14 protein-coding genes are annotated in these 21,101 nt (G+C 39.5%); 7 read left to right on the top strand and 7 right to left on the bottom strand.

The window, feature by feature from the left end; translation table 11 throughout:
• The gene (locus HC176_RS07930; protein ID WP_167917661.1) at nucleotides 1–996 is read left to right on the top strand and encodes a PorP/SprF family type IX secretion system membrane protein; all 996 of its coding nucleotides are present in this window, start codon (nucleotides 1–3) and stop codon (nucleotides 994–996) included.
• Between the two features lie 31 nt (nucleotides 997–1,027).
• Here the strand turns inward: HC176_RS07930 and HC176_RS07925 are convergent, their stop codons facing one another.
• Together HC176_RS07925 and HC176_RS07920 are read right to left on the bottom strand one after the other, a co-directional pair.
• The gene (locus HC176_RS07925; RefSeq protein ID WP_167917660.1) at nucleotides 1,028–2,998 is read right to left on the bottom strand and encodes a M1 family metallopeptidase; all 1,971 of its coding nucleotides are present in this window, start codon (nucleotides 2,996–2,998) and stop codon (nucleotides 1,028–1,030) included.
• A 46-nt stretch (nucleotides 2,999–3,044) separates the two neighbouring features.
• Nucleotides 3,045–4,733, bottom strand: coding sequence for a histidinol-phosphatase HisJ family protein (locus tag HC176_RS07920; protein ID WP_167917659.1), 1,689 nt, complete (start codon nucleotides 4,731–4,733; stop codon nucleotides 3,045–3,047).
• Between the two features lie 153 nt (nucleotides 4,734–4,886).
• Here HC176_RS07920 and HC176_RS07915 point away from each other — a divergent pair, with 153 nt between their 5' ends.
• A complete protein-coding gene (locus HC176_RS07915; protein ID WP_167917658.1) occupies nucleotides 4,887–7,439 on the top strand; it encodes a DUF559 domain-containing protein in 2,553 nt (850 codons plus the stop codon).
• Nucleotides 7,440–7,667: 228 nt separating this feature from the next.
• Nucleotides 7,668–9,842: an endonuclease MutS2 gene (locus HC176_RS07910; protein ID WP_167917657.1), complete on the top strand. Its 2,175-nt coding sequence runs from the start codon at nucleotides 7,668–7,670 to the stop codon at nucleotides 9,840–9,842.
• Between the two features lie 73 nt (nucleotides 9,843–9,915).
• Here HC176_RS07910 and HC176_RS07905 read toward each other — a convergent pair whose 3' ends face one another.
• Nucleotides 9,916–11,457, bottom strand: coding sequence for a thiol-activated cytolysin family protein (locus HC176_RS07905; protein ID WP_167917656.1), 1,542 nt, complete (start codon nucleotides 11,455–11,457; stop codon nucleotides 9,916–9,918).
• A gap of 309 nt (nucleotides 11,458–11,766) precedes the next feature.
• Between HC176_RS07905 and HC176_RS07900 the strand changes: the two genes are divergently transcribed.
• Both HC176_RS07900 and HC176_RS07895 read left to right on the top strand, forming a co-directional pair.
• Nucleotides 11,767–13,647 (top strand): tetratricopeptide repeat protein, encoded by a 1,881-nt coding sequence (locus HC176_RS07900; protein ID WP_167917655.1) that lies wholly within the window; start codon nucleotides 11,767–11,769, stop codon nucleotides 13,645–13,647.
• A 114-nt stretch (nucleotides 13,648–13,761) separates the two neighbouring features.
• Nucleotides 13,762–14,178, top strand: a complete 417-nt coding sequence (locus tag HC176_RS07895) for a thiol-disulfide oxidoreductase DCC family protein (RefSeq protein ID WP_167917654.1) — start codon at nucleotides 13,762–13,764, stop codon at nucleotides 14,176–14,178.
• A 2-nt stretch (nucleotides 14,179–14,180) separates the two neighbouring features.
• Here HC176_RS07895 and HC176_RS07890 read toward each other — a convergent pair whose 3' ends face one another.
• The 4 genes from HC176_RS07890 to glmM form a co-directional block, all read right to left on the bottom strand.
• Nucleotides 14,181–14,798: a YiiX/YebB-like N1pC/P60 family cysteine hydrolase gene (locus HC176_RS07890; RefSeq protein WP_167917653.1), complete on the bottom strand. Its 618-nt coding sequence runs from the start codon at nucleotides 14,796–14,798 to the stop codon at nucleotides 14,181–14,183.
• Between the two features lie 21 nt (nucleotides 14,799–14,819).
• The gene (locus HC176_RS07885) at nucleotides 14,820–15,632 is read right to left on the bottom strand and encodes a sulfurtransferase (RefSeq protein ID WP_167917652.1); all 813 of its coding nucleotides are present in this window, start codon (nucleotides 15,630–15,632) and stop codon (nucleotides 14,820–14,822) included.
• 138 nt (nucleotides 15,633–15,770) lie between these two features.
• On the bottom strand, nucleotides 15,771–17,096 hold the full coding sequence (locus tag HC176_RS07880; protein WP_167917651.1) for a dicarboxylate/amino acid:cation symporter: 1,326 nt from the start codon (nucleotides 17,094–17,096) through the stop codon (nucleotides 15,771–15,773).
• Nucleotides 17,097–17,287: 191 nt separating this feature from the next.
• Nucleotides 17,288–18,676, bottom strand: a complete 1,389-nt coding sequence (gene glmM, locus HC176_RS07875; RefSeq protein WP_167917650.1) for a phosphoglucosamine mutase — start codon at nucleotides 18,674–18,676, stop codon at nucleotides 17,288–17,290.
• A gap of 86 nt (nucleotides 18,677–18,762) precedes the next feature.
• Between glmM and HC176_RS07870 the strand changes: the two genes are divergently transcribed.
• Both HC176_RS07870 and ggt read left to right on the top strand, forming a co-directional pair.
• The gene (locus HC176_RS07870; RefSeq protein ID WP_167917649.1) at nucleotides 18,763–19,359 is read left to right on the top strand and encodes an acyl carrier protein phosphodiesterase; all 597 of its coding nucleotides are present in this window, start codon (nucleotides 18,763–18,765) and stop codon (nucleotides 19,357–19,359) included.
• Entirely contained in the window at nucleotides 19,356–21,050 is a 1,695-nt protein-coding gene (ggt, locus tag HC176_RS07865; RefSeq protein ID WP_167917648.1) for a gamma-glutamyltransferase, read from the top strand. The genes HC176_RS07870 and ggt overlap by 4 nt, the downstream gene beginning before the upstream one ends.
• Nucleotides 21,051–21,101 lie beyond the last annotated feature (51 nt).

Genomic DNA, 21,101 nt, shown 5'->3' with positions numbered 1-21,101 from the left:
ATGATTTTAAAACCACACACCCTACTCCTACTTTGTTGCTTTTTTATAAAAGCCCATGCCCAAGACCCCTTATTTTCCCAATATTTTTTGGTGCCCGAAACTTTAAACCCAAGTTTTTCGGGTTTTGAGGAAGCGTCGTATTTTGGTTTGATACACCGCACGCAATGGCCCAGCCTCGATTTGCGGGTAGATACTGATTACGCCTTTTATAACACTTGGGTGGAAAATGTGGGTGGCATTGGATTCAGTATACTAAATCAGCACGAAAACAATTCAAAATACAACCATTTACAAGGCAACGTTAATTTTGCCTATCATGTGAAATTAGCTAACGATTGGTATTTTCGTCCGGCTATTGAAGTGGGTTTCGGGTCGAAATCGTTCAACTTTAGCAATTTGGTTTTGGCCGACCAGATTAATATCAATGCCGGAACGGTAAGCGGCAGTACCTCTGACCCTTATGCCATGAATGCCAATCGAAAAATCAACTTTTTGGATTTTACAACGGGCTTTGTTTTCGACAAAAAGAATATATACAACGATAGCGAAATATGGCTCGGGGCTTCTATAAAACACCTTAACAAACCCAATATTTCGTTTGTGGAAAATGGCAATGTGCCGTTGGATATTTTTTATTCGATACATGCCAATTATAAGTTTCCGTATTATGATTATAACGACCTGCTGCTCTCGGCCAATTACATGCAGCAAGGCCTCTACAACCGGTTGGACCTCAGTGTTACCGCTCAATTAGAAAAATTAATGTTAGGACTTATGGCCGTTACCAATCCCGCGAAAAACGAAGGCAATAGCCATTTACTCACTTCGGTGAATGCTTTCGTGGGCTTGGAATTTGACCAATTGCGTTTCGGATTTTCATATGATATTAACACGACGAAAATAGGAAGAACCGATGGCGTTTACGAGCTTTCGATTACCTATTTGGCGGGTTGTTTGATTTGTAGAGATCCGGCGCGATTGGAACGTAGGAAATAGAAAGAATTCTCTTTTAAATCCCATAGAACAATTATTGCTCTATTTCACTTTGAAGCGATTTTGAAAACTTCACCATACGCCAATTGTGATGTGTTGTAGCCTGTTGCAAATGTGCTTTACATTTGTCGTTGCAGGCTTGAATTTGGATTAAATATTGAAAAGCATTAATCCGCGTTTCAAATCCGTAATTGGGACTGGTGTAGTCTGTCAGCTCTTTTAAGTATTTTGATTGGTTTTCGGGCTCAAAATCATCGGTGAGTAAAGCTAATGTGAGCCAAAGAATCCTCACATTTTTATCATTGAACCCAATGATGCCCTTGGTTTGGTTTAAATATTTAGCACGCTCCTGCGGAAAGTTTTTCCAAAGGTTGAACAAGGCCGCTTCAATGGTGATGTATGATTTGTCATTTAAAAGAGTTTCGTAATCTTCTTTATATCCTTTTAACCAATTAGAGTTAGTCTGTGCTATAGCTTGTCGCACTTTTAGGTTTTCAATATTCTTTAGTTCTTTATAAGGTGGGTGCATGGATTGAGTGACCATTTTAATCCTTAGTTTTTCATGTTTAGATTTTCGTATAAACTTGTAACAGTTTAATTCACAATCGATACTTAAATAATCTCGTATATATTTCGATTTCCGTTCAAGCTGTTCTTCCATTTCAACATAATTCAGCTTTTTTGAGATTAACCATTTATCAACAAACCCATCCAAATCTTTACCACTAGCCTTTTCAACTTCGCCTATAAAATCATCAGTCTCTACATTCTTAAACTGATGCTTTTTCAAATAATTTTTTACTGCTGCTTTAAACACCCCATCTCCCACTTTTTCACGGAGTAAATGTAACACCCAGGCCCCTTTTTTATAGAACGTGGTACTGCTCGATTTGGGATCTAACAATGAGGTACTTCCTCCCGCTTTATCCTGCTCCAATAATTCTTGGGCGTATTCATAAAGTTGCCAATAGTAATAATCTTTGCCGAATACGTCGCGTTCGGCCAGCAAAGCGTAATACGTGGCGAAACCCTCTTGAAGCCAATGGTGCGTTCCGGACGTTTCGGTCACCAAATTACCAAACCATTGGTGCGCCAATTCGTGGGCGTTGACGTTTACATAGTTTTTATCGGCAAATGCAACGGAATCAATCACAAAAGCATCCGAAAAAATAGTGCAGCTTGTGTTTTCCATACCGGCGTACAGAAAATCCTTAACCGGAACTTGCTTGTAATTTTGCCAAGGGTACGGCACACCAATTTCTTCTTCCAAAAAATCGAACATTTGTTTGGTGTATCGGTAAGTGGGCTCCACTTTAAGCGAATCTTCAGGGTAATAATACATTTCCAGCGGGATGCCGCTTTTTGAATATTCCACCTTTTTATGGTATTTGCCAATAGCCAAAGCCACCAAATAGCTGCTCATGGGGTGTTTCATATCGTAATGCCAAACTGCTGTTGAGTCGTTTAATTGTTTAGAAGTTAATTTGCCATTCGCGACAACTTCAAAATCTTTTTCAAAATTGATGGATAAATCGAACTCGATTTTATCGTTCATATCGTCAATGGAGGGCAACCAATTGCTAGTATATTTGCCTTGGCCTTGAGTCCAAATTTGCTTGTTGTTATTCGTTACGTTAGGCTCACTCGAAGTGTCCCAATCGATAAAATACAAGGCTTTTTTAGGTTGGGCAACATATTTAAAACTGAGCTGATAGAATTTATCTGCTTCGAAATGATTTTTAAACCAAACTTGCGCTCCGTTGTTGCTGTACCTAACGAGGTCTCCATCCAAAGAAACCTCAGAAAACCTCATGTTAATCGCATCCAAAAAAATGGAATCTATCGGCTTTAAAACCTCAAACCGATAGTTAACAATTCCATTTACACGTGAAGAATCAGGTGCAAATGAAATCTTTACATAAGCCGATTTAAAATCAACAATATCAACCTGTTGTCCCCAAGAACAGGCCACAAAAAAGTTCAGCAAAAAACCAAAACGTTTCATGCGTTTCAAGATAGCAAAGATTAGTCCAAAAAAGAAAAATTCCCGACTAGAAACTATGAAACTCTATTAAGTTTGCTTCGCAGTATTGGTCGCCCAATTTGGTGAGCAGGTTTCTAACCACATTGCTATCGCCATCAATAGCAATGGCAGAATAGCCCACATCGTTCATTTTTCCCAACCTTAAATCTTTAATGTTGATGTTTTTTGAAGCTAAGGCCGACAATAAAATCAGCAATACCCCCGGAGCATTGTGGTGCTTGGTTAAAATGACCTTTTCGCTCAGTCCTAAATTCAAGCGTACACCGTCCATTTCCAACAAATAAACACCACCGTTGTTATATTGCGGCAATAAAGCGTCTTCTTTATAAGTCAGTTTTTTGAACAACCCTGAATCGGTGCCGTTTATGAAGTCAATGGCACTTTGAATGTTTCCATTTTTATTATCAATAGAAAGGAAAGCTTCGGCAGTACCATCATGATTGGATTTTAAGCGAGCCGTTTCAACGTTAATGCCTTCGGAAGCCAAAGTATTAAATAACGAAGAAATTACACCCGGCATATCCAAATGCTCAGAAAACAGTCCGTTAACCTTTCTTTCTGGCCGTTTTGGAGCCTCATCGGTAACCGTGATGGATTTGCCCCATTTCCGGATTCTAATGGCGTTATAATCGCCCATTCCGGTTGAATTCTTATACAGATCTAAAAACTCGGTAAATGAGCCTCCAAAAGAAAAATCGGGTATGATTCTTCGATGGGTATCGTCCAACCTTTGGTTTAACAACTCAATCCCTTTATTTAAAATGGTATATTTTACTTTTAACTCGTGGTCGTCATAAATAGTTCGGTTTTCGGGAATCAACTTCGAATAGCTCACATAGCTTTCGTAACCCGCCTCTTGGATATACTCCAAACTTTCTTTGTAATTCAAACCATAATAACGCACGTGATGGGTGTCTGTACCCACACAAACTGGTATTTGAAGCTCTCTTGCACGGCGTAAAATACTCTGGGTTGGGTACACGCCCACCCCTTTAAATTTTCCGGCCATGTTTACATCGAGTGATAAATTTCTATCGGCAATCAATTCCAAAAGGGTACGGAATTTATTGGCCAACGGATGTGCACTGGTTTCAAAATTCACCAAAGATTCGGGCATATCCACATTCAGTTTTGGCAAATCGATGTGACCGATAATTTGGATCATATCCCCAAAACATTCAATCATTTGAATCATTTCATCAAAATAACCTTCCCAATAAGCTTCAAGGCTGCCGCGCATTTTCAGCAATTCTTCGGCTTCTTCCTTCGACCCGTCATAAGGCAAGCCCTCTGGTGCAAAATGCACCGAGCCGATTACATAATCGGCATCTTCAGCCTGAAAAATTTTAGAACGGCTCCATTGCAAGCCCAAATCGGGGCCCATCCACTCCAACTCCACACCGTATTTGATGTTAATACGTCCAGCGTATTTTTTACGCAGATTGGCAATGCGCTTCGGATAATTTAAGTAAGAACGGTTTCCGCGGATAAACTTCACATTGGTATCGCGCTCGGCAATGTACCTAAAGTTGGTCAATCGCGGCGAATGTATAATAAACGTGATGCTTGGATTGCCAGCTTCAATGGCTTTATCGATAATATCCTCTAACTTATCAATACCGTGTTTAACGTGATCCTGCTCCGTTCCCGCATGAATACCGTGTGTTTCCCAAATAAATTCGTTCAGCTTTCTCATTGGTCAATAAACTTAAATATCCTTTAAAGACGCCAAATTTAACCAATGAAAAAGAAATATTGGCTAAAATGTTTCGGTTTTTAAGCTAGAACACCTTGAAATGAACAAATGGAGGTTTAAAATATTTTATTTGAATTACGTAAATTCGCCCTCATGTCTGTTAACCTTCAAACGCCCATTGATTATCTAAAAGGGGTTGGCCCCAACCGCGCCGATTTGTTGCGCAAGGAGCTTGGCATACATACTTATCAAGATTTAATCAATCTGTTTCCCAACCGATATATCGACCGAACGCGATATTACAAAACCAATCAATTACAGCAAAGCAACGCCGATGTTCAGGTCATTGGGAGAATCACTAGCTTTAAGGAAGTGGCCCAAAAACGCGGAAAGCGTTTGGTAGCGACCTTTCAGGACGATACAGGCACCATGGAACTGGTTTGGTTTCGCGGACATAAATGGATTCGGGAAAGTTTAAAGTTGAACAAACCTTATGTAGCCTTCGGGAAAACCAACTGGTTTAATGGCAAATTTAGTATGCCGCACCCCGAAATGGAATCGTTGGAAGAGCATGAAAAAAACATCCGCTCGGCCATGCAGCCGGTTTATCCTTCAACCGAAAAATTGTCTAACAGAGGCATTAGCAATCGGGTAATTGTAAAAATAATTCAACAGTTCTTTATTGAAAGCAAGGGCCGTTTTTATGAAACCTTATCGGAACCTATTCGAAAAGAATTAAAATTAATATCGAAAAGTGAAGCGCTTTTTAATGTGCATTTTCCAAAAAGTCAAGAGCTACTCGCTAAGGCACAATTCCGGTTAAAATTTGAAGAGTTATTTTACATTCAACTGCAATTGATTATTAAAAACCGATTGCACAAAAGCAAAATAAAAGGTTTGCCTTTTGAAAGCGTGGGACACTATTTTAACACCTTTTTCAAGGAGCATTTACCCTTTAATTTAACCAATGCACAAAAACGGGTTTTAAAAGAAATTCGGTCAGATTTAGGCAGTCAGGCACAAATGAATCGGCTTTTGCAAGGCGATGTGGGTTCCGGAAAGACCATAGTAGCATTCATGTCAATGCTCATGGCCCTTGACAATGGTTTTCAAGCGTGTTTAATGGCACCGACTGAAATTTTGTCAGTTCAACACTACAATGGATTATATGAATTATGTAAACCATTAAATATCAATATTTCGCTATTAACAGGTTCAACTAAAACTTCAGAACGAAAAATTATTCATGAAAATTTAGAAAATGGCGATTTACAGATTATTGTGGGCACCCATGCCCTGCTTGAAGATAAGGTGAAATTCCATAATTTAGGGCTCGCCATTATTGATGAACAACATCGTTTTGGAGTCGCCCAAAGGAGCAAATTGTGGCATAAAGGACCGCAAAGCCCACCTCAATCCTCCCAAAGGGAGGAAGCTAAAACGGTACGCCAAAAATACATGACGGCACGGCCATCAACTTATAGTTTATTAAAGGATTTACAAGTAGAAAAGAAAAAAAACACTACCGAAGCCGAGCGTATTTTATGGGAGCATTTAAAAACTAAAAAACTTGGATTTAAGTTTAGAAGGCAACATATTATTGACGAATTCATCGTGGATTTTGTTTGCCTTGAAAAAAACTTAATCATTGAAGTTGATGGCGGCTACCACAACACCATAGAACAAAAAGAAGCTGATAATTTACGAACCAAAATACTCAATGAAATCGGCTTTAAAGTTATTCGTTTTACCAACGAACAAGTCATTGGAGACATTGACAATGTTTTAAGCTATATTGAGAAAGCATTGAAAAGCCTCCCTTCTGGGGAGGTTGGAGGGGCTTCTGCTCCCATCCCGCCCCATATTTTGGTGATGACGGCGACACCCATTCCACGAACATTAGCCATGTCGGTTTACGGCGATTTGGATATTTCGGTCATCGATGAATTGCCGGCAGGACGAAAACCCATAAAAACGGTGCATCGTTTCGACAAAAACCGTTTGAATGTATTCCGCTTTGTAAAAGATGAAATCGCCAAAGGCCGGCAAGTTTATATTGTTTATCCACTGATTCAGGAAAGCGAATCTATGGATTATAAAGATTTAATGGACGGCTACGAAAGTATTTCGAGAGATTTCCCCATGCCTGATTATCAAATTTCCATCGTTCATGGTAAAATGAAACCCGAAGATAAAGATTATGAAATGCAACGGTTTATTAAGGGCGAAAATCAAATTATGGTCGCCACAACGGTAATTGAAGTGGGTGTTAACGTACCGAATGCCTCAGTAATGATTATTGAAAGTGCCGAGCGTTTTGGGCTGTCGCAACTCCACCAATTGCGCGGCCGTGTGGGCCGTGGTGCAGAACAAAGCTATTGTATTCTAATGACCGGACACAAACTGAGCGACGATAGCAAAACCCGATTACAAACTATGGTGAACACCAGCGATGGCTTTGAAATTGCCGAAGTGGATTTGAAGCTCCGTGGCCCCGGCGATATTATGGGCACCCAACAAAGTGGCGTGCTCAATCTCAAAATTGCCGATATCGTAAAAGACAAACACATTTTGCAGGCTGCCAGACATTTCGCCAAAAAGACCATTAACGAAGACCCAAGCCTTTCAAAAGACGAAAACCGAGTGATTTTGCACACTTACAAGCAACTCAGCAAATTCAAAAATATTTGGAATTACATAAGCTAATTCCAGAAAAAAACCCAACCATTTCTGGTTGAGCTTAAATATTACTGTTGTTTGTTGATTGATAGTGTTGAAGTTATGGAGAAAACCGCTACTTGGATGTTATCGTTATGTTAAAGAAACGTACAGCACTGTTAATTAACGGTTTATTAAGAATAATTTTTATGGACAAACATCTCGGCGAGATTAATTAACTTTGCAACCTTTACGTACGTTGAGGACGAAGAAACCATGATTAACATTCACGAAAAAACATTACAGGATTTAGAATTCCCAACCGTTTTACAACAGGTTAGCGAGCACTGCATTACCCCACTTGGAAATGAAAAAGCGCTTGAAATTGAACCCTATAAAACCAAGGAACAACTCCTTTTTTCGTTGAATTTAACCAACGATTACGTATCGTCTTTCTATAACGACAACCGTATTCCCAACCACAGTTTCGATACTATTTCAAAAGAAATCAAGCTATTAAAGATTGAAAACACTTTTTTGGATGTGCATGGTTTAAAAAAAATTACAGCCATGTCGGCCACTGTTAATGAGTTGGTCACTTTTCTAAAAAAGTTTGAAGAATACTATCCACATCTAAACGACTTCGCCTCGCATATTGAAGTCACCAAGGTTTTTATTGAGAAAATCAATGCTATTATCGACCGCTTTGGCGATATAAAAGACAATGCCTCCGAACTGCTTTACGAACTGCGCCAATCCATCAACAAGGTAAAAGGAAAAATAAACGCCAGTTTCGCAACGGCACTCAATATGTACCACGGACTGGAATATTTGGACGACATTCGCGAAACGGTGGTGGACAACAAGCGTGTTTTGGCCGTAAAAGCCATGTACCGCCGAAAGGTAAAAGGCTCGATAATGGGCGGCAGCAAAACGGGCAGCATTGTATATATTGAACCCGAAGCCACGATACAGCACACCCGCGAACTCAACAATTTAGAATACGAAGAAAGCGAGGAAATCGTTAGGATTTTAAAGGAAGTCACCAATTTTATCCGTCCGTTTACACCGCTTTTGAAAGATTATCAGGAGTTTTTAATCAACATCGATGTGATTTCCGCGAAAGCGAAATACGCCCAATCGATGGATGCTATTCTTCCTGAAATTTCGGAAGACCGAAGCATGTATCTGCGCGATGCGTACCATCCGTTATTGTATTTGAACAACTTAAAAAAGCACGAAAAAACCTTTCCGCAAACGGTTACCCTAGAAAACGATAGTCGGATTATTGTGATTTCGGGGCCAAATGCCGGCGGAAAAAGTATCACTTTAAAAACGGTTGGGCTGCTTCAGGTGATGCTGCAAAGCGGCATGCTTATTCCTGTACACGAGCGTAGCAAGGTGTGTTTGTTCGATAGGGTGCTGAGTGATATCGGCGACAACCAATCCATCGAAAACCATTTGAGCACCTACAGCTACCGCTTAAAACAGATGAATTATTTCCTGAAAAAGTGCAATAAAAACACGCTGTTTTTAATCGATGAATTTGGTACGGGGAGTGACCCCGAATTGGGTGGTGCTTTGGCCGAAACCTTTTTAGAGGAATTTTACCATCGTGAAGCCTTCGGTATTATTACCACCCATTACTCCAACTTAAAAATATTGGCCAATGAAATGCCGCACATGCTCAACGCCAATATGTTGTTCGATGAGCGCACTTTGGAACCTTTGTTCAAACTCGTTATCGGTCAGGCCGGAAGTAGCTTCACCTTTGAAGTGGCACAGAAAAACGGTATTCCGTACAGCTTAATCAACAGGGCTAAGAAGAAAATTGAGCGCAGTAAGGTACGTTTTGATGCTACCATTGCAAAGCTTCAAAAAGAACGTTCCAAACTTGAAAAAACAGGCCAGTCACTAAAAGCCAACGAAAAGAAAAAAATTGAGGAAGCCGACAAACTTGAGGAAATCAACAACAGAATTCAAAAGAAACTGGAAAGCTACCAAGAATTATACGATAGCAACCAGCGCCTTATTTACTTGGGACAAAAGGTAAACGACCTGGCTGAAAAGTATTTTGAGAACAAGCAAAAAAAACCATTAATGTCCGAGCTTTTCAAATTGGTACAAATTGAAAACTCTAAACGCAAACGGGTTTCAGCCAAACAAAAACGCGTTGAAAAAGCCAAAGAGAAGCAAGTCCAGCAAGAAGTAAAAAAGAAGGTTGAAGTTATCCGCAAGAAGAAAAAAGCCGAAAAATCGGCCACTGAGCACAACAAAAGCGAAAAGCCCAGACACATTTTAAAAGTGGGAGACCGTGTGCGCATGGAAGACGGGCGCGCCATTGGCAGCATCGATAAAATTGAAAAAAACAAAGCCGTGGTCAATTACGGCATGTTCACCACAAACGTGAGTTTAGACCAATTGGAGCTGGTGGAAGCCGTAAAAAAATAACAGCCAGCACCAAGTTGATGAACCACAACTTAAGATGCCGACTGCAAAAATACTTTGAGAACCTAAAGAATCGTTATTTTTCCCTTACCGAAACTTGAGTACACACAATGACTGTTTTAGAGCAATACACCTCGTATGTCCTTTCTTTGCTGACATAACCCAAGCTATACTCTCCCAAAGATTTCCAAACAAAGTCCCAAAACTCAAACTGCACTTTTACACCATGCGCACCGTTTGGTGGCTTTATTCCTATTTTGGTATCATTTCTACTCAACTTTTTCCAACTAGTGTATTTTAAATTTTGTGTTCCCTTTTCTTTATAGGCCAATCGGAACCGGGCATCAGTACCATAATTATTATCCAAATACACGTTTTTGTGCACATAATCTTTTGTGCTGCAATCTTCAATGGTATAATCTGTGGTGTACCCCATTTTAGCAAACGTATTATCCTTTAAATACCTTACCGTATAAGCAATGGGCACCCCTGGATTGTTTCGACTATACACTGCATTTTCACCCGTAATGATATTTTTTAATGAAGCAAAACCCGTGGCGTTAACAGCTTCCGAAGCCACTTCGGCATTACCGCCAATGGTCACTACCGTGATACTCGATGTTTTTAAAACTTCATCATACTTTGAATTTACCGTACCCGAACCACTCGCTGCTCCGGTGGCATATTCCAAAACCAAATCCAAATCAATGGATTTATCCATATTGGTGGATTCCATTCTAAACATGATAATTCGCCCATACGATACCGAATTGATATACGCAGGTGGCGTATCGTTATTAATGGCCGACCCCACTTGGTTTAAAGTCACATTGGATCCAAAAACACTAGCTGGAGAAGACGGCGTATCCATCGTTACGGTATAAAACACCTGTTTGTAAACCATGGCGGCAACACGCTTGGTAGTGCTACTCTTGTACTCCAACTGAGATGCTACCGAACCATTGGCCCATTCAATATTCAACCCCACATCCAAACTCAATTGCTTCGAAGAATACGATGTATTGGATTGATATGTAGAATTTGAAGCATTTACGTAACCCTCTTGGTAGGCATTAGCATTCCACCACTCCAGAGCATCATCAATACTGGCTTGCACGCTGGAGTTTTTAGGATCTTCCACCTCAATATTTCCTTGCGCCCCCATGCCGGGCAAATCAATACGAAGTTTAACAGGTGCACGCCCCAAAGTTATGGGGTCTGGCATACCATCAAGCATACCTTGGTTACCCACCACCAAAGCGCCAGGCCAAATAATACCGTTTGTTGGCCGAAGTATCGCTACGTCATCAAAATTCGATTCTAAATTGTATTCTTTGGTTTCGCACGATTGGTAACGTCCCAAACTCGGTGAGGTTGTTGTCATATTATCCCGTGTTAATGTACGTTCGGAAGGCGCCCCGCCAGTATCCTTTACATTTAATAAAGCATTGGCATCGTAACTTAAATTTGTAATTAAATCTACAATTTCTGTGGCCTCTGGATTTGTTACTGGTCCCGGATCAGATACTTCATCTTTACTGCATCCGTAATATGTTGTTAAAATGATTAGAGCAATCACTTTAAAAACAGTTTTGCTTGTTAATAGCTGTGTTTTCATAATTTGTGTTTTTTGTGATTCAACATGATAAAATTAATGGCAAACCCAGCCGAAAACTAATTTTTAGCATGGACAAACCATGGACAACACCTTAAGAACCAACACATTTCTACCATGGACTTCAGTATCTGCACAAATTAACACCACCAAAACAAAGAATTGATTTTCAGAATGTTAACAACGTGAATTATTTACTAACTTCAAAAAACAGCATGGACAACCTATAGACAATTAACATTTTGAGCATTCCATAAAGCTTTCACGGAAAAGCATTTATAGCTAAATTAGTAAAGATTAAAACCGTGATATATGAAAGCCAAACACCCTCTCAATATTTTGATTTTGATATGTTTTCAATTTTCAATTTCGCAGAATCAACAGAAAGTTGATAGTTTAAAAAACGCCTTCGAAAAATTAGATGACGGCATTTCTAAGGTGAAAATACTGGAAGAATTATACTACGCCGAAATCTACACAACTCCAAAAAAAGGCTTGGAATATGCACAGAAAGCTTTAATGCTCTCTATGGAAAAAGAATATTGGTCGGGTGTTGGAGTTGCATACTACCATGTTGGGGTTTACCATAAACTCACTTTTAATATCGATTCAGCCTATCATTATTATAACAAATCCTTAGAGGTTTGGAACAAACATCCAGATTTACAACGAAAAGCCTCTACTCTATCGTCTATTGCAGGATTAGAACAGGAAAAAGGTAATTTTTTAAAAGCCATACAAATAACCAAAGAAACCAATAAAATTAATAGAGAGAATGGGTTTTGGTTAAACTATGGAAATGGGCTCTCGAGTCTTGGAGATTTATACCGCATAATTGGAAATTACAAATTAGCATACGAAAAATCAATTGAAGGCTTACGGGTGCTTGATACTATTGAAGAAGAGCCATGGCGCGATGCTGATGTGCAACGTCAAATAGGAAATATAGAAACCAATCGTGGTAATTATAATGAAGCTTTAAAATTTCTAGAAAAAGCTCTCGAAACATATAATATCACCAACGACAAAATTTACCAAGGCCATACTATTGTCGATATAGGTAATGTACATCACGAGCTAAAAAATCATAAAAAGGCCTTAGAACTCTATCAAAAATCTTATGATATTGGCTTAGAAATCGGCGTCATAGACATGCAAGCCAACGCACTCTCCAATATGGGTATGAGCCACACCAAACTTGGAAATTATAATCAAGCTATAACCCATTTAAAAAAAGCAATTGCCCTGAACAAAACCAACAATTCAATATCTAACTTAGTATCATCATTAGGCGAAATGGGTAATGCTTACAGTGCAAAAGGCGACTTCAACAAAGCCATGTCCTACTTTAATCAAGCTATAAAACTAGCTGATTCTACAGGGTTGATAAGTTTAAAATCCATGGCATTAGCCTACAGAGCTGAAACCTTCGAAAAACAAAGAAACTATAAAAACGCACTGTTAGATACCAAAAACTACAACGAAATTAATGACAGCATTTTTACAAAACAAAAAGCTTTACAAATTGAAGAACTAAAAACCATTTACGAAACTGAAAAAAAAGAAGCAGAAATCGCTTTGCAGAAAGAGGAAATCAAGACCCTGAACCAAAACATAAAAATCGAAAATTTAAGAAAAGGGCTTTATGCTGGCGGCATGTTCACCTTTGTGACCGTATCGGCACTCTTGTTTTTCGGCTTTAAACAACGTATTAAAAAGAACCAGGTTGAACGTGAAAAACAGGAAGAAATCTACAAACAGGAAATAGCCTTCAAAAAGAAGGAATTGGCCTCACAGACGCTTCATTTGGTGCAAAAGAACACCTTTATCCAAGAACTGAAAGACAATCTCGAAAAAATTAAAAAATCGCCCGAACTGTTCAAAATTGAATTTAAGCGACTGGTAATGCTTCTGAAAAAGGAAAGTGCCGAGGACAAAGATTGGGAAGTTTTCAAATCGTACTTTACCGAGGTGCACAATAATTTCGACATGAAGCTAAAAGAGGTTTATCCCGAAATTTCTGAAAAGGAAATCAGGCTGGCCTCCTTTTTACGGATGAACCTATCCACAAAGGAAATCGCATCAATGCTAAACGTACTGCCCGACAGTGTTTTAAAAAGCAAATACCGATTGAAGAAGAAACTTAAACTCGACAAGAAAACCGACTTAACGAGCTTTTTAAATAATTTGTAATGCTGTATATTTGTATGTTCATTGCGAGCCTTATAGGCGTGACAATCTGTTTAATTTCAGTTATAATTCAAAAAAACATTTCGGTCATTCATCCCTCGTAAATGACATATTACTATGATAAACATCCCAAAAAACAAGAACCTAATCCTTTTTGATGGTGTTTGCAACCTGTGCAACAGCAGTGTTCAGTATGTTATAAAATACGACAAAAACAATTTATTTTTGTTTACAGCATTACAAAGCGATACCGGTAAAGAAATTATTAAAAAATTCAACATCGATACCTCAAAAACCGATTCTGTTTTACTTTACAGTCCCGAAAAAGGCATTGACTACAAAAGCACTGCAGCATTAATAATTGCCTTGAAATTAGGCTTCCCCAGAAATTTAATGGGTGTATTTTTCATTGTACCTACCTTTATTAGAAATTGGGTTTACGATTTTATTGCCAAAAACCGATACAAATGGTATGGCAAACAAGAAGCCTGCATGATCCCGACCCCAGAATTGAAAAGCAAATTTTTAGATTAAGCCTAAATTGTTCCTAAAATTTTAATTTTATTGGACAACGACATGCCACCGGGATTGCATCCCGGTTGTCCTTCCGGGATTTCTAAGTTTCTGTCATTGAAATAATCTTCCCATACCTGAAAAAACTCATCAGAATCTGGACTTTTATACGTCATAGGATACAACTTAAACAACGGTTTTCCTTTGGCATCCAGAAAACAATCGTAAATGAGCTCTGAGCAATAATACTTCCCATTGTTGTAAACATAGGCATCATCATAGGGCGTTCCTAGCTGCTCCAATCCAAATGATATGGCCGCTGGAATGAATTTCCGAAACCGTTTTTTTAACCTCCCCAAATACATAGGCGCATGGCTCTTTTTTGCAAAATCATTAAACTCAGTGAGCTTTACTTCAGCTCCACTAGCCTCCAAAATTAAAAGTTTGCCGCTTTGGCCCACTACCATACCTACATGGTTAAAATCGTTACCTTTGTAGCCTTCCGTCACTTCATTAATAGCATTACACAACGGACCGCAATCTATGGTTTGAAAAATTAAATCGCCCGGTTTCAATTCAAAATCTTGTGCATGAATTTGAAGCGCTAAAAGTAATACAAGTGGTAAAATTGAAAATTTCATCAATAAAAAGTTAATTGGAATCTATTCGGGAATTAAGCTGCCCCATTCGGTCCATGAGCCATCATATACAGCTTTATTTTTATAACCGGCAACTTCCGCGCCCAAAGCCAAAACGCAAGCCGTAATACCCGAACCGCAGGAAAAAACAATAGCCGTTTCTTTTCCTTTGGCCAAATTAGAGAAGGCTTTTTCCAAGTCTTTTTTGGGTTTTAACAATCCGTTGTCTAACAAATCTGTATATGGAAGGTTTACCGAATTAGGAATGGTTCCCATACGCAAGCCTTCGCGAGGTTCGGGTTCCACACAGTTAAATCGTCCCGCTGAGCGTGCATCTATTATTGTATGCGTTTTTGCTTTTGCTACTTGTTTCATACCTTCAAAAAACAGCATCTTTTCTGGCTGAAGACTGGATGTAAAATCGCCATTTTCACCTTTATAGGCACTCATACTTTCAACAGGCCCGTTCGCTTCCTTCCAAGCCGGAAACCCGCCATTAAGCACGGCTATATTCTCAAAACCAAAAGCTTTGAACAACCACCAAACCCGTGCACTCGAATAAATTCCTTTGTCGTCATAAACCACAATCGCACTGTTATTGTTTATCCCCAACTTTCTAGCTTCCTTTTGAAATTGTTCGGTAGAAGGAAACGCGCTTGGAAACGGATCGTTTGTATTACTGAACTTTTGTTTGATGTCAAAAAAACGAGCATTCAAAATCTGTTTTTGAGAAGCATCAAAGGTTTTGTTGATGGTGCCGTCCAAGACAATCAAATTTTCGGCCTCCAAATTTTCTTTCAGCCATTCAACGGAAACTATGGGCGATTTTAATTTCATATTTCAAAAATTAATAGTTTAAGAGACCCTTGGATTGGATTTGCTTTACAAACTGGTATCAAAGAAAACATAGTTCCCTTTTAATCAATGCTTAGGGTACAAGATTCACAAAGTTTTCTATAAAAACTTGTTCTCTGTTTATTTCACTTCCTCGTAATTATCGTCCCATTCCTTGGGTTTTGGTTCGTGCAATTTATCCAACGATTTGGCCACCATCATCGATACAGTGGCATCACCGGTTACATTTACTACGGTGCGGCACATATCCAACGGCCTATCGACGGCAAAAATAAGTGCCAAGCCTATCGGCAACAATTCCGCCGGAAAACCAATCGATTCCAACACGATAACGAGCATCACCATACCCGCACTCGGTACCGCCGCACTACCAATAGAGGCCAATAACGCGGTTAGAACAATAACCATTTGATTAGTAAAAGTTAAACCTTCTGGCCAAATAACCTGCATAATAAAAACCGCAGCAATAGCTTGATACAAACTAGTACCGTCCATATTTACCGTAGCGCCTACGGGCAACACAAAACCAGACACTTCTTTATCGACACCAATATGTTCCTCAACGCGCTCCATGGTAACGGGCAATGTGGCCGCACTACTACTGGTTGAAAACGCCAATAATTGAGCAGGACTTAACTGTTGTAAAAACCATAATGGCGATTTTTTCGTGTAAACACTCACCATAACCAAGTAAAAGCAAATCATTAAAATGAGTCCGCCAAAAACGCACAACGCATAATAAAGCAGTTTGATTAAAATTTCGGTATCGTCAAACGCTATAATAACGTTGGCCAACAGAGCGAAAACAGCATAAGGCGCAAAAAGCATAATTAAATCGACCATTTTCATAACCACTTCATTAAGTGAATCGAAAAAATCGATTAAGGGTTTGGCTTTCTTTTCGCCAATCAACAACAAAGAAATCCCCACAAATAAAGCAAAAAATATCACCTGGAGCATAGAAGCATCTGCAAACGATTGGAATATGTTACTCGGGAAAATATCTACCAGTGCCTGAAGTGGTCCGGCATCCTTTTGTGCGGTAGCCTTGACCAATTTGTCGGTAACCCCAGCATCATTTTCGTATTTGAGTTTTATTTTTTCGATGGTATCTTGGGGCATCCCCACTCCCGGTTTTATGAAATTTACAATACCGAGCCCTATAATTATAGCCACAACTGTAGTACAAACATAAATTCCTATGGTACGTAATCCCATAGATTTTATTTTTGAAATATCTTTTAAATCTGAGATTCCTTTAATTAATGAGGCCAATATCAATGGCACGGCGATGAGCTTTAAAAGGTTGATAAAAATGGTTCCGAAAGGTGATATCCAATCGGTTACAAAACCTTTCCCTCCATCAACGGTATTCATGATAAAACCAAAAATGATTCCGAGAACCATTCCTATAATAATTTTCCAGTGTAAAGCTAGTTTTTTCATAGGCATATTCAACTTCAAAAAAGAATGAAGTTTTTAATTTCACATTTTATGATTGTGAAGATAAGTTTTTCTAATTGGTAAAAAAAATCATCCCGAATTCCATAAAACAGAACTTCGGGATGACATTAATTTTCAAAAAACAATAACAGATTTTATAGATATTGTTTTAAACAAGTCTTGTAGATATTATTCTAAATATTGGCTATTTCTCCAAGCTCTGCAATAAATTTATCTGCTAAAGCATCGGCCTCGTCTTGCGATTTCGCTTCAGTATAAATTCTAATGATGGGCTCGGTGTTACTTTTTCGCAGATGCACCCAACTTTCGGCAAAATCGATTTTTACGCCGTCAATTGTGGTGAGTTTTTCGTTTTGGTAACGTTCTTCAATGGTTTTTAAAATACCGTCAACATCCAAACCAGGAGTCAGCTCAATCTTCTTTTTACCCATAAAATAGCTTGGGTAGGTTTTTCTAAGTTCGCTAACACTCATATTTTTTTCGGCCAAAAGGCTTAAAAACAAAGCCACGCCTACCAAGGCATCTCGCCCATAGTGGGATGCTGGATATATGATGCCACCATTGCCTTCACCACCAATAACCACATTGTTTTTCTTCATCAACTTAACTACGTTAACCTCCCCAACGGCACTAGCTTCGTAAGTGCCACCGTGCTTTTCTGTAACGTCGCGAAGGGCACGCGTGGAGCTCATATTGCTGACCGTATTGCCCGGTGTACGGCTTAAAACATAATCGGCACAGGCCACTAAGGTATATTCTTCGCCAAACATTTCACCATTTTCATCCATAAAAGCCAAACGGTCTACATCGGGATCGACCACAATACCGAAATCGGCTTTATGTTTTTTCACGGCTTCCGATAAATCCGTTAGATGTTCCTTTAAAGGCTCTGGATTATGTGGAAAGTGCCCATTGGGCTCGCAGTGGATTTTAACCACTTCCACACCTAAACGCTCCAATAATAACGGAATAGCGATGCCTCCTGTAGAATTTACACCATCAACCACCACTCTGAAATTGGCTTCTTCAATAGCCTTTACGCTTACCAAATCCAAATCGAGCACTTCAATAATATGCAAATCGATGTAAGCTTTATTTTTGGTAATCTTTCCTAAACTATCCACATCGGCAAAATCTATAGCACCACTTTCAGCTATTTCAAGGATTTTTCCACCTTCAACCGCATCCAAAAACTCCCCCTTTGCATTTAAAAGTTTCAGGGCGTTCCACTGTTTTGGGTTGTGACTGGCCGTTAGAATAATTCCGCCATCGGCATGCTCCATAGGTACGGCCACTTCAACGGTTGGGGTTGTAGAAAGACCTACATCCACCACATCAATGCCCATTCCCACCAAAGTGTTCATCACCAAGTTTTGAATCATTTTTCCTGAAATACGGGCATCGCGGCCTACCACCACTTTATGGTTGTCCTTTTCGCGCTGCTGTTTCAGCCAAACGCCATACGCCGAAGCAAATTTTACCGCATCAATGGGCGTTAAGTTTTCTCCGGCCAGTCCGCCAATAGTACCTCGAATTCCCGAAATAGATTTTATAAGAGTCATAAAGTCAGTTTTAGTTTATAAAATTTGCAGACAAATATAGTATTTCAAAACGGGTTTTCTTAAAATGGAATTCGTAAATTTCAACCATGAATTACCTCGCCCACATTTATCTTTCTGGTGACAATGATTTAGTGACTATTGGAAATTTTATGGCAGATGGCATAAAAGGAAAAAAATACAAAAAGTACCCCAAAAACATTCAAGTGGGCATTTTGCTGCACCGTTTTATAGACACTTACACCGATGCCCACGAAACGGTAAGACTGAGCACCAAGCGATTGCACAGTAAATACGGACATTACTCGGGGATTATTGTAGACATTCTGTACGACCATTTTTTGGCCAAAAATTGGCATAAATATTCGTCCGTTCCATTGGCAGAATATGTGGATACGTTTTACGAATCTTTGGAAACCTATTATGAAATCCTTCCGCTTCGAATCCAAAAAATGATGCCGTACATGCTGGCCGATAATTGGCTACTGAATTATAGGTCTATTGAAGGCATAGCAACAGTTTTAGACGGTATGAACAGACGCACCAAACACCGTTCGGGCATGAATGAAGCGGTGGTAGAGCTGGAAGAATTTTACAATGAATTTGAATGCGAATTCTCTACATTTTTTGAAGAACTCATTCTTTTTTCAAACGAAAAACTACTAGAATTAAACCAGTTGTTATGACCAGACATTATTTTCTGATTCTGTTCATTTTAGGCTGTTTACTTTCCTGTAAAAACAAACCTAAAACCCTGCCCCAAAAAGGAGTCATTGCGAAACAAGCTATGGTGGTATCGGCACGGGCTGAAGCTTCTAAAATTGGTATTGAAATTTTACGGCAAGGCGGCAATGCTTTTGATGCCATGATAGCCACCGAGCTGGCCTTAGCAGTAGCATACCCCTACGCTGGCAACCTAGGTGGTGGTGGTTTTTTGGTGTACCGCAAGGCCAATGGAGAAACAGGCGTTTTAGACTATCGCGAAAAAGCACCTTTGGCTGCTACAAAAGATATGTACTTAGATAAAGACGGCAATGTTATTCCCGAAAAAAGTACTTTGGGCGCTACGGCAATCGGGGTTCCCGGGACGGTAGCTGGAGTGTTTGCCGTTCATGAAAAATTCGGGTCACTACCCATGGAAACCATATTAAAACCTGTTATCGACCTTGCATATAAAGGCGTTGTGGTTACCTTGAAACAATCCAAAAGAATAAAAAAATACCAACCGTTTTTTAGAAAAGTAAATAAAGATTCCATTCCGTTTGATATCCATTGGAAAGTTAACGACACCATCAAGTATCCAATTTTAGCTCAAACTTTAAAACGGATTTTAAAAAACGGTCGGGATGAATTCTATAAAGGAGAAACGGCCAAAACTTTAGTCCGTTTTATTAAAAAAAACGGAGGTATCATCACCTTAGATGACCTAGAAAAATATGAAGCCAAATGGCGGAACTGTATTCGTTTTACTTATTACGATTTAACCATTTATTCGGTGCCCCCGCCCTCCAGTGGCGGGATTTGTTTAGGCCAAATTATGAAAATGGTTGAACCTTTTCCCTTGGATGAATACGGTCACAATTCACTAAAATACATTCAAGTTATTACCGAAGCGGAAAGACGCGCATTTGCCGACCGTAGCTTTTATTTGGGCGACCCCGATTTTGTTGATATTCCAGAAAAAACTTTGATAGACCAAACGTATTTAAGAAATCGTATGGCTAATTTTTCATTTGAAAAGGCAACCGATTCCAAAGCGATTTCACATGGAAACATCGAAATTATTGAAAGTGATGAAACCACCCATTACTCCATCGTTGACCCCTTTGGAAACGCCATAGCTGCAACCACAACCCTAAATGGAGCCTACGGTTCGAAACTCTATTGCCCCAAACTCGGTTTTTTTCTCAATAACGAAATGGACGATTTTAGCAGCAAGCCGGGCCACCCCAATATGTTTGGGTTAATTGGTGCCGAAGCCAATAGTATTGCTCCCGAAAAGCGCATGCTCAGCGCGATGACACCCACAATAGTTGAAAAAAACGGAAAGTTTTACATGTCGGTAGGCACACCTGGAGGCTCCACCATCATCACTTCGGTGTTGCAGACCATTTTAAATGTCCACGAATTTGGCATGGGCATGCAGGAGGCCGTTAATGCACCGCGATTCCATCACCAATGGCTGCCCTATTATATTCGGATGGAGCCCTATTCGTTCAGCAAAAATATCATTGAACAACTCAAAGAAAGAGGGTATTCCATTAAAGAAGAACACGCACCCGTAATTGGCCGTGTCGATGGAATACTGGTTTTAGAGGACGATACGTATGAGGGGGGTGCCGATTATCGAGGGGATGATACAGCCATCGGTTTTTAACGATTTTCTTTTTCTTAACGTATCATATTTAATAATTTAGGCGTTCAGTCT

The organism is Tamlana crocina (assembly GCF_012037625.1).
Note: the sequence above shows the minus strand (reverse complement) of the source record. Positions and strands in the feature narration are given on the sequence as shown.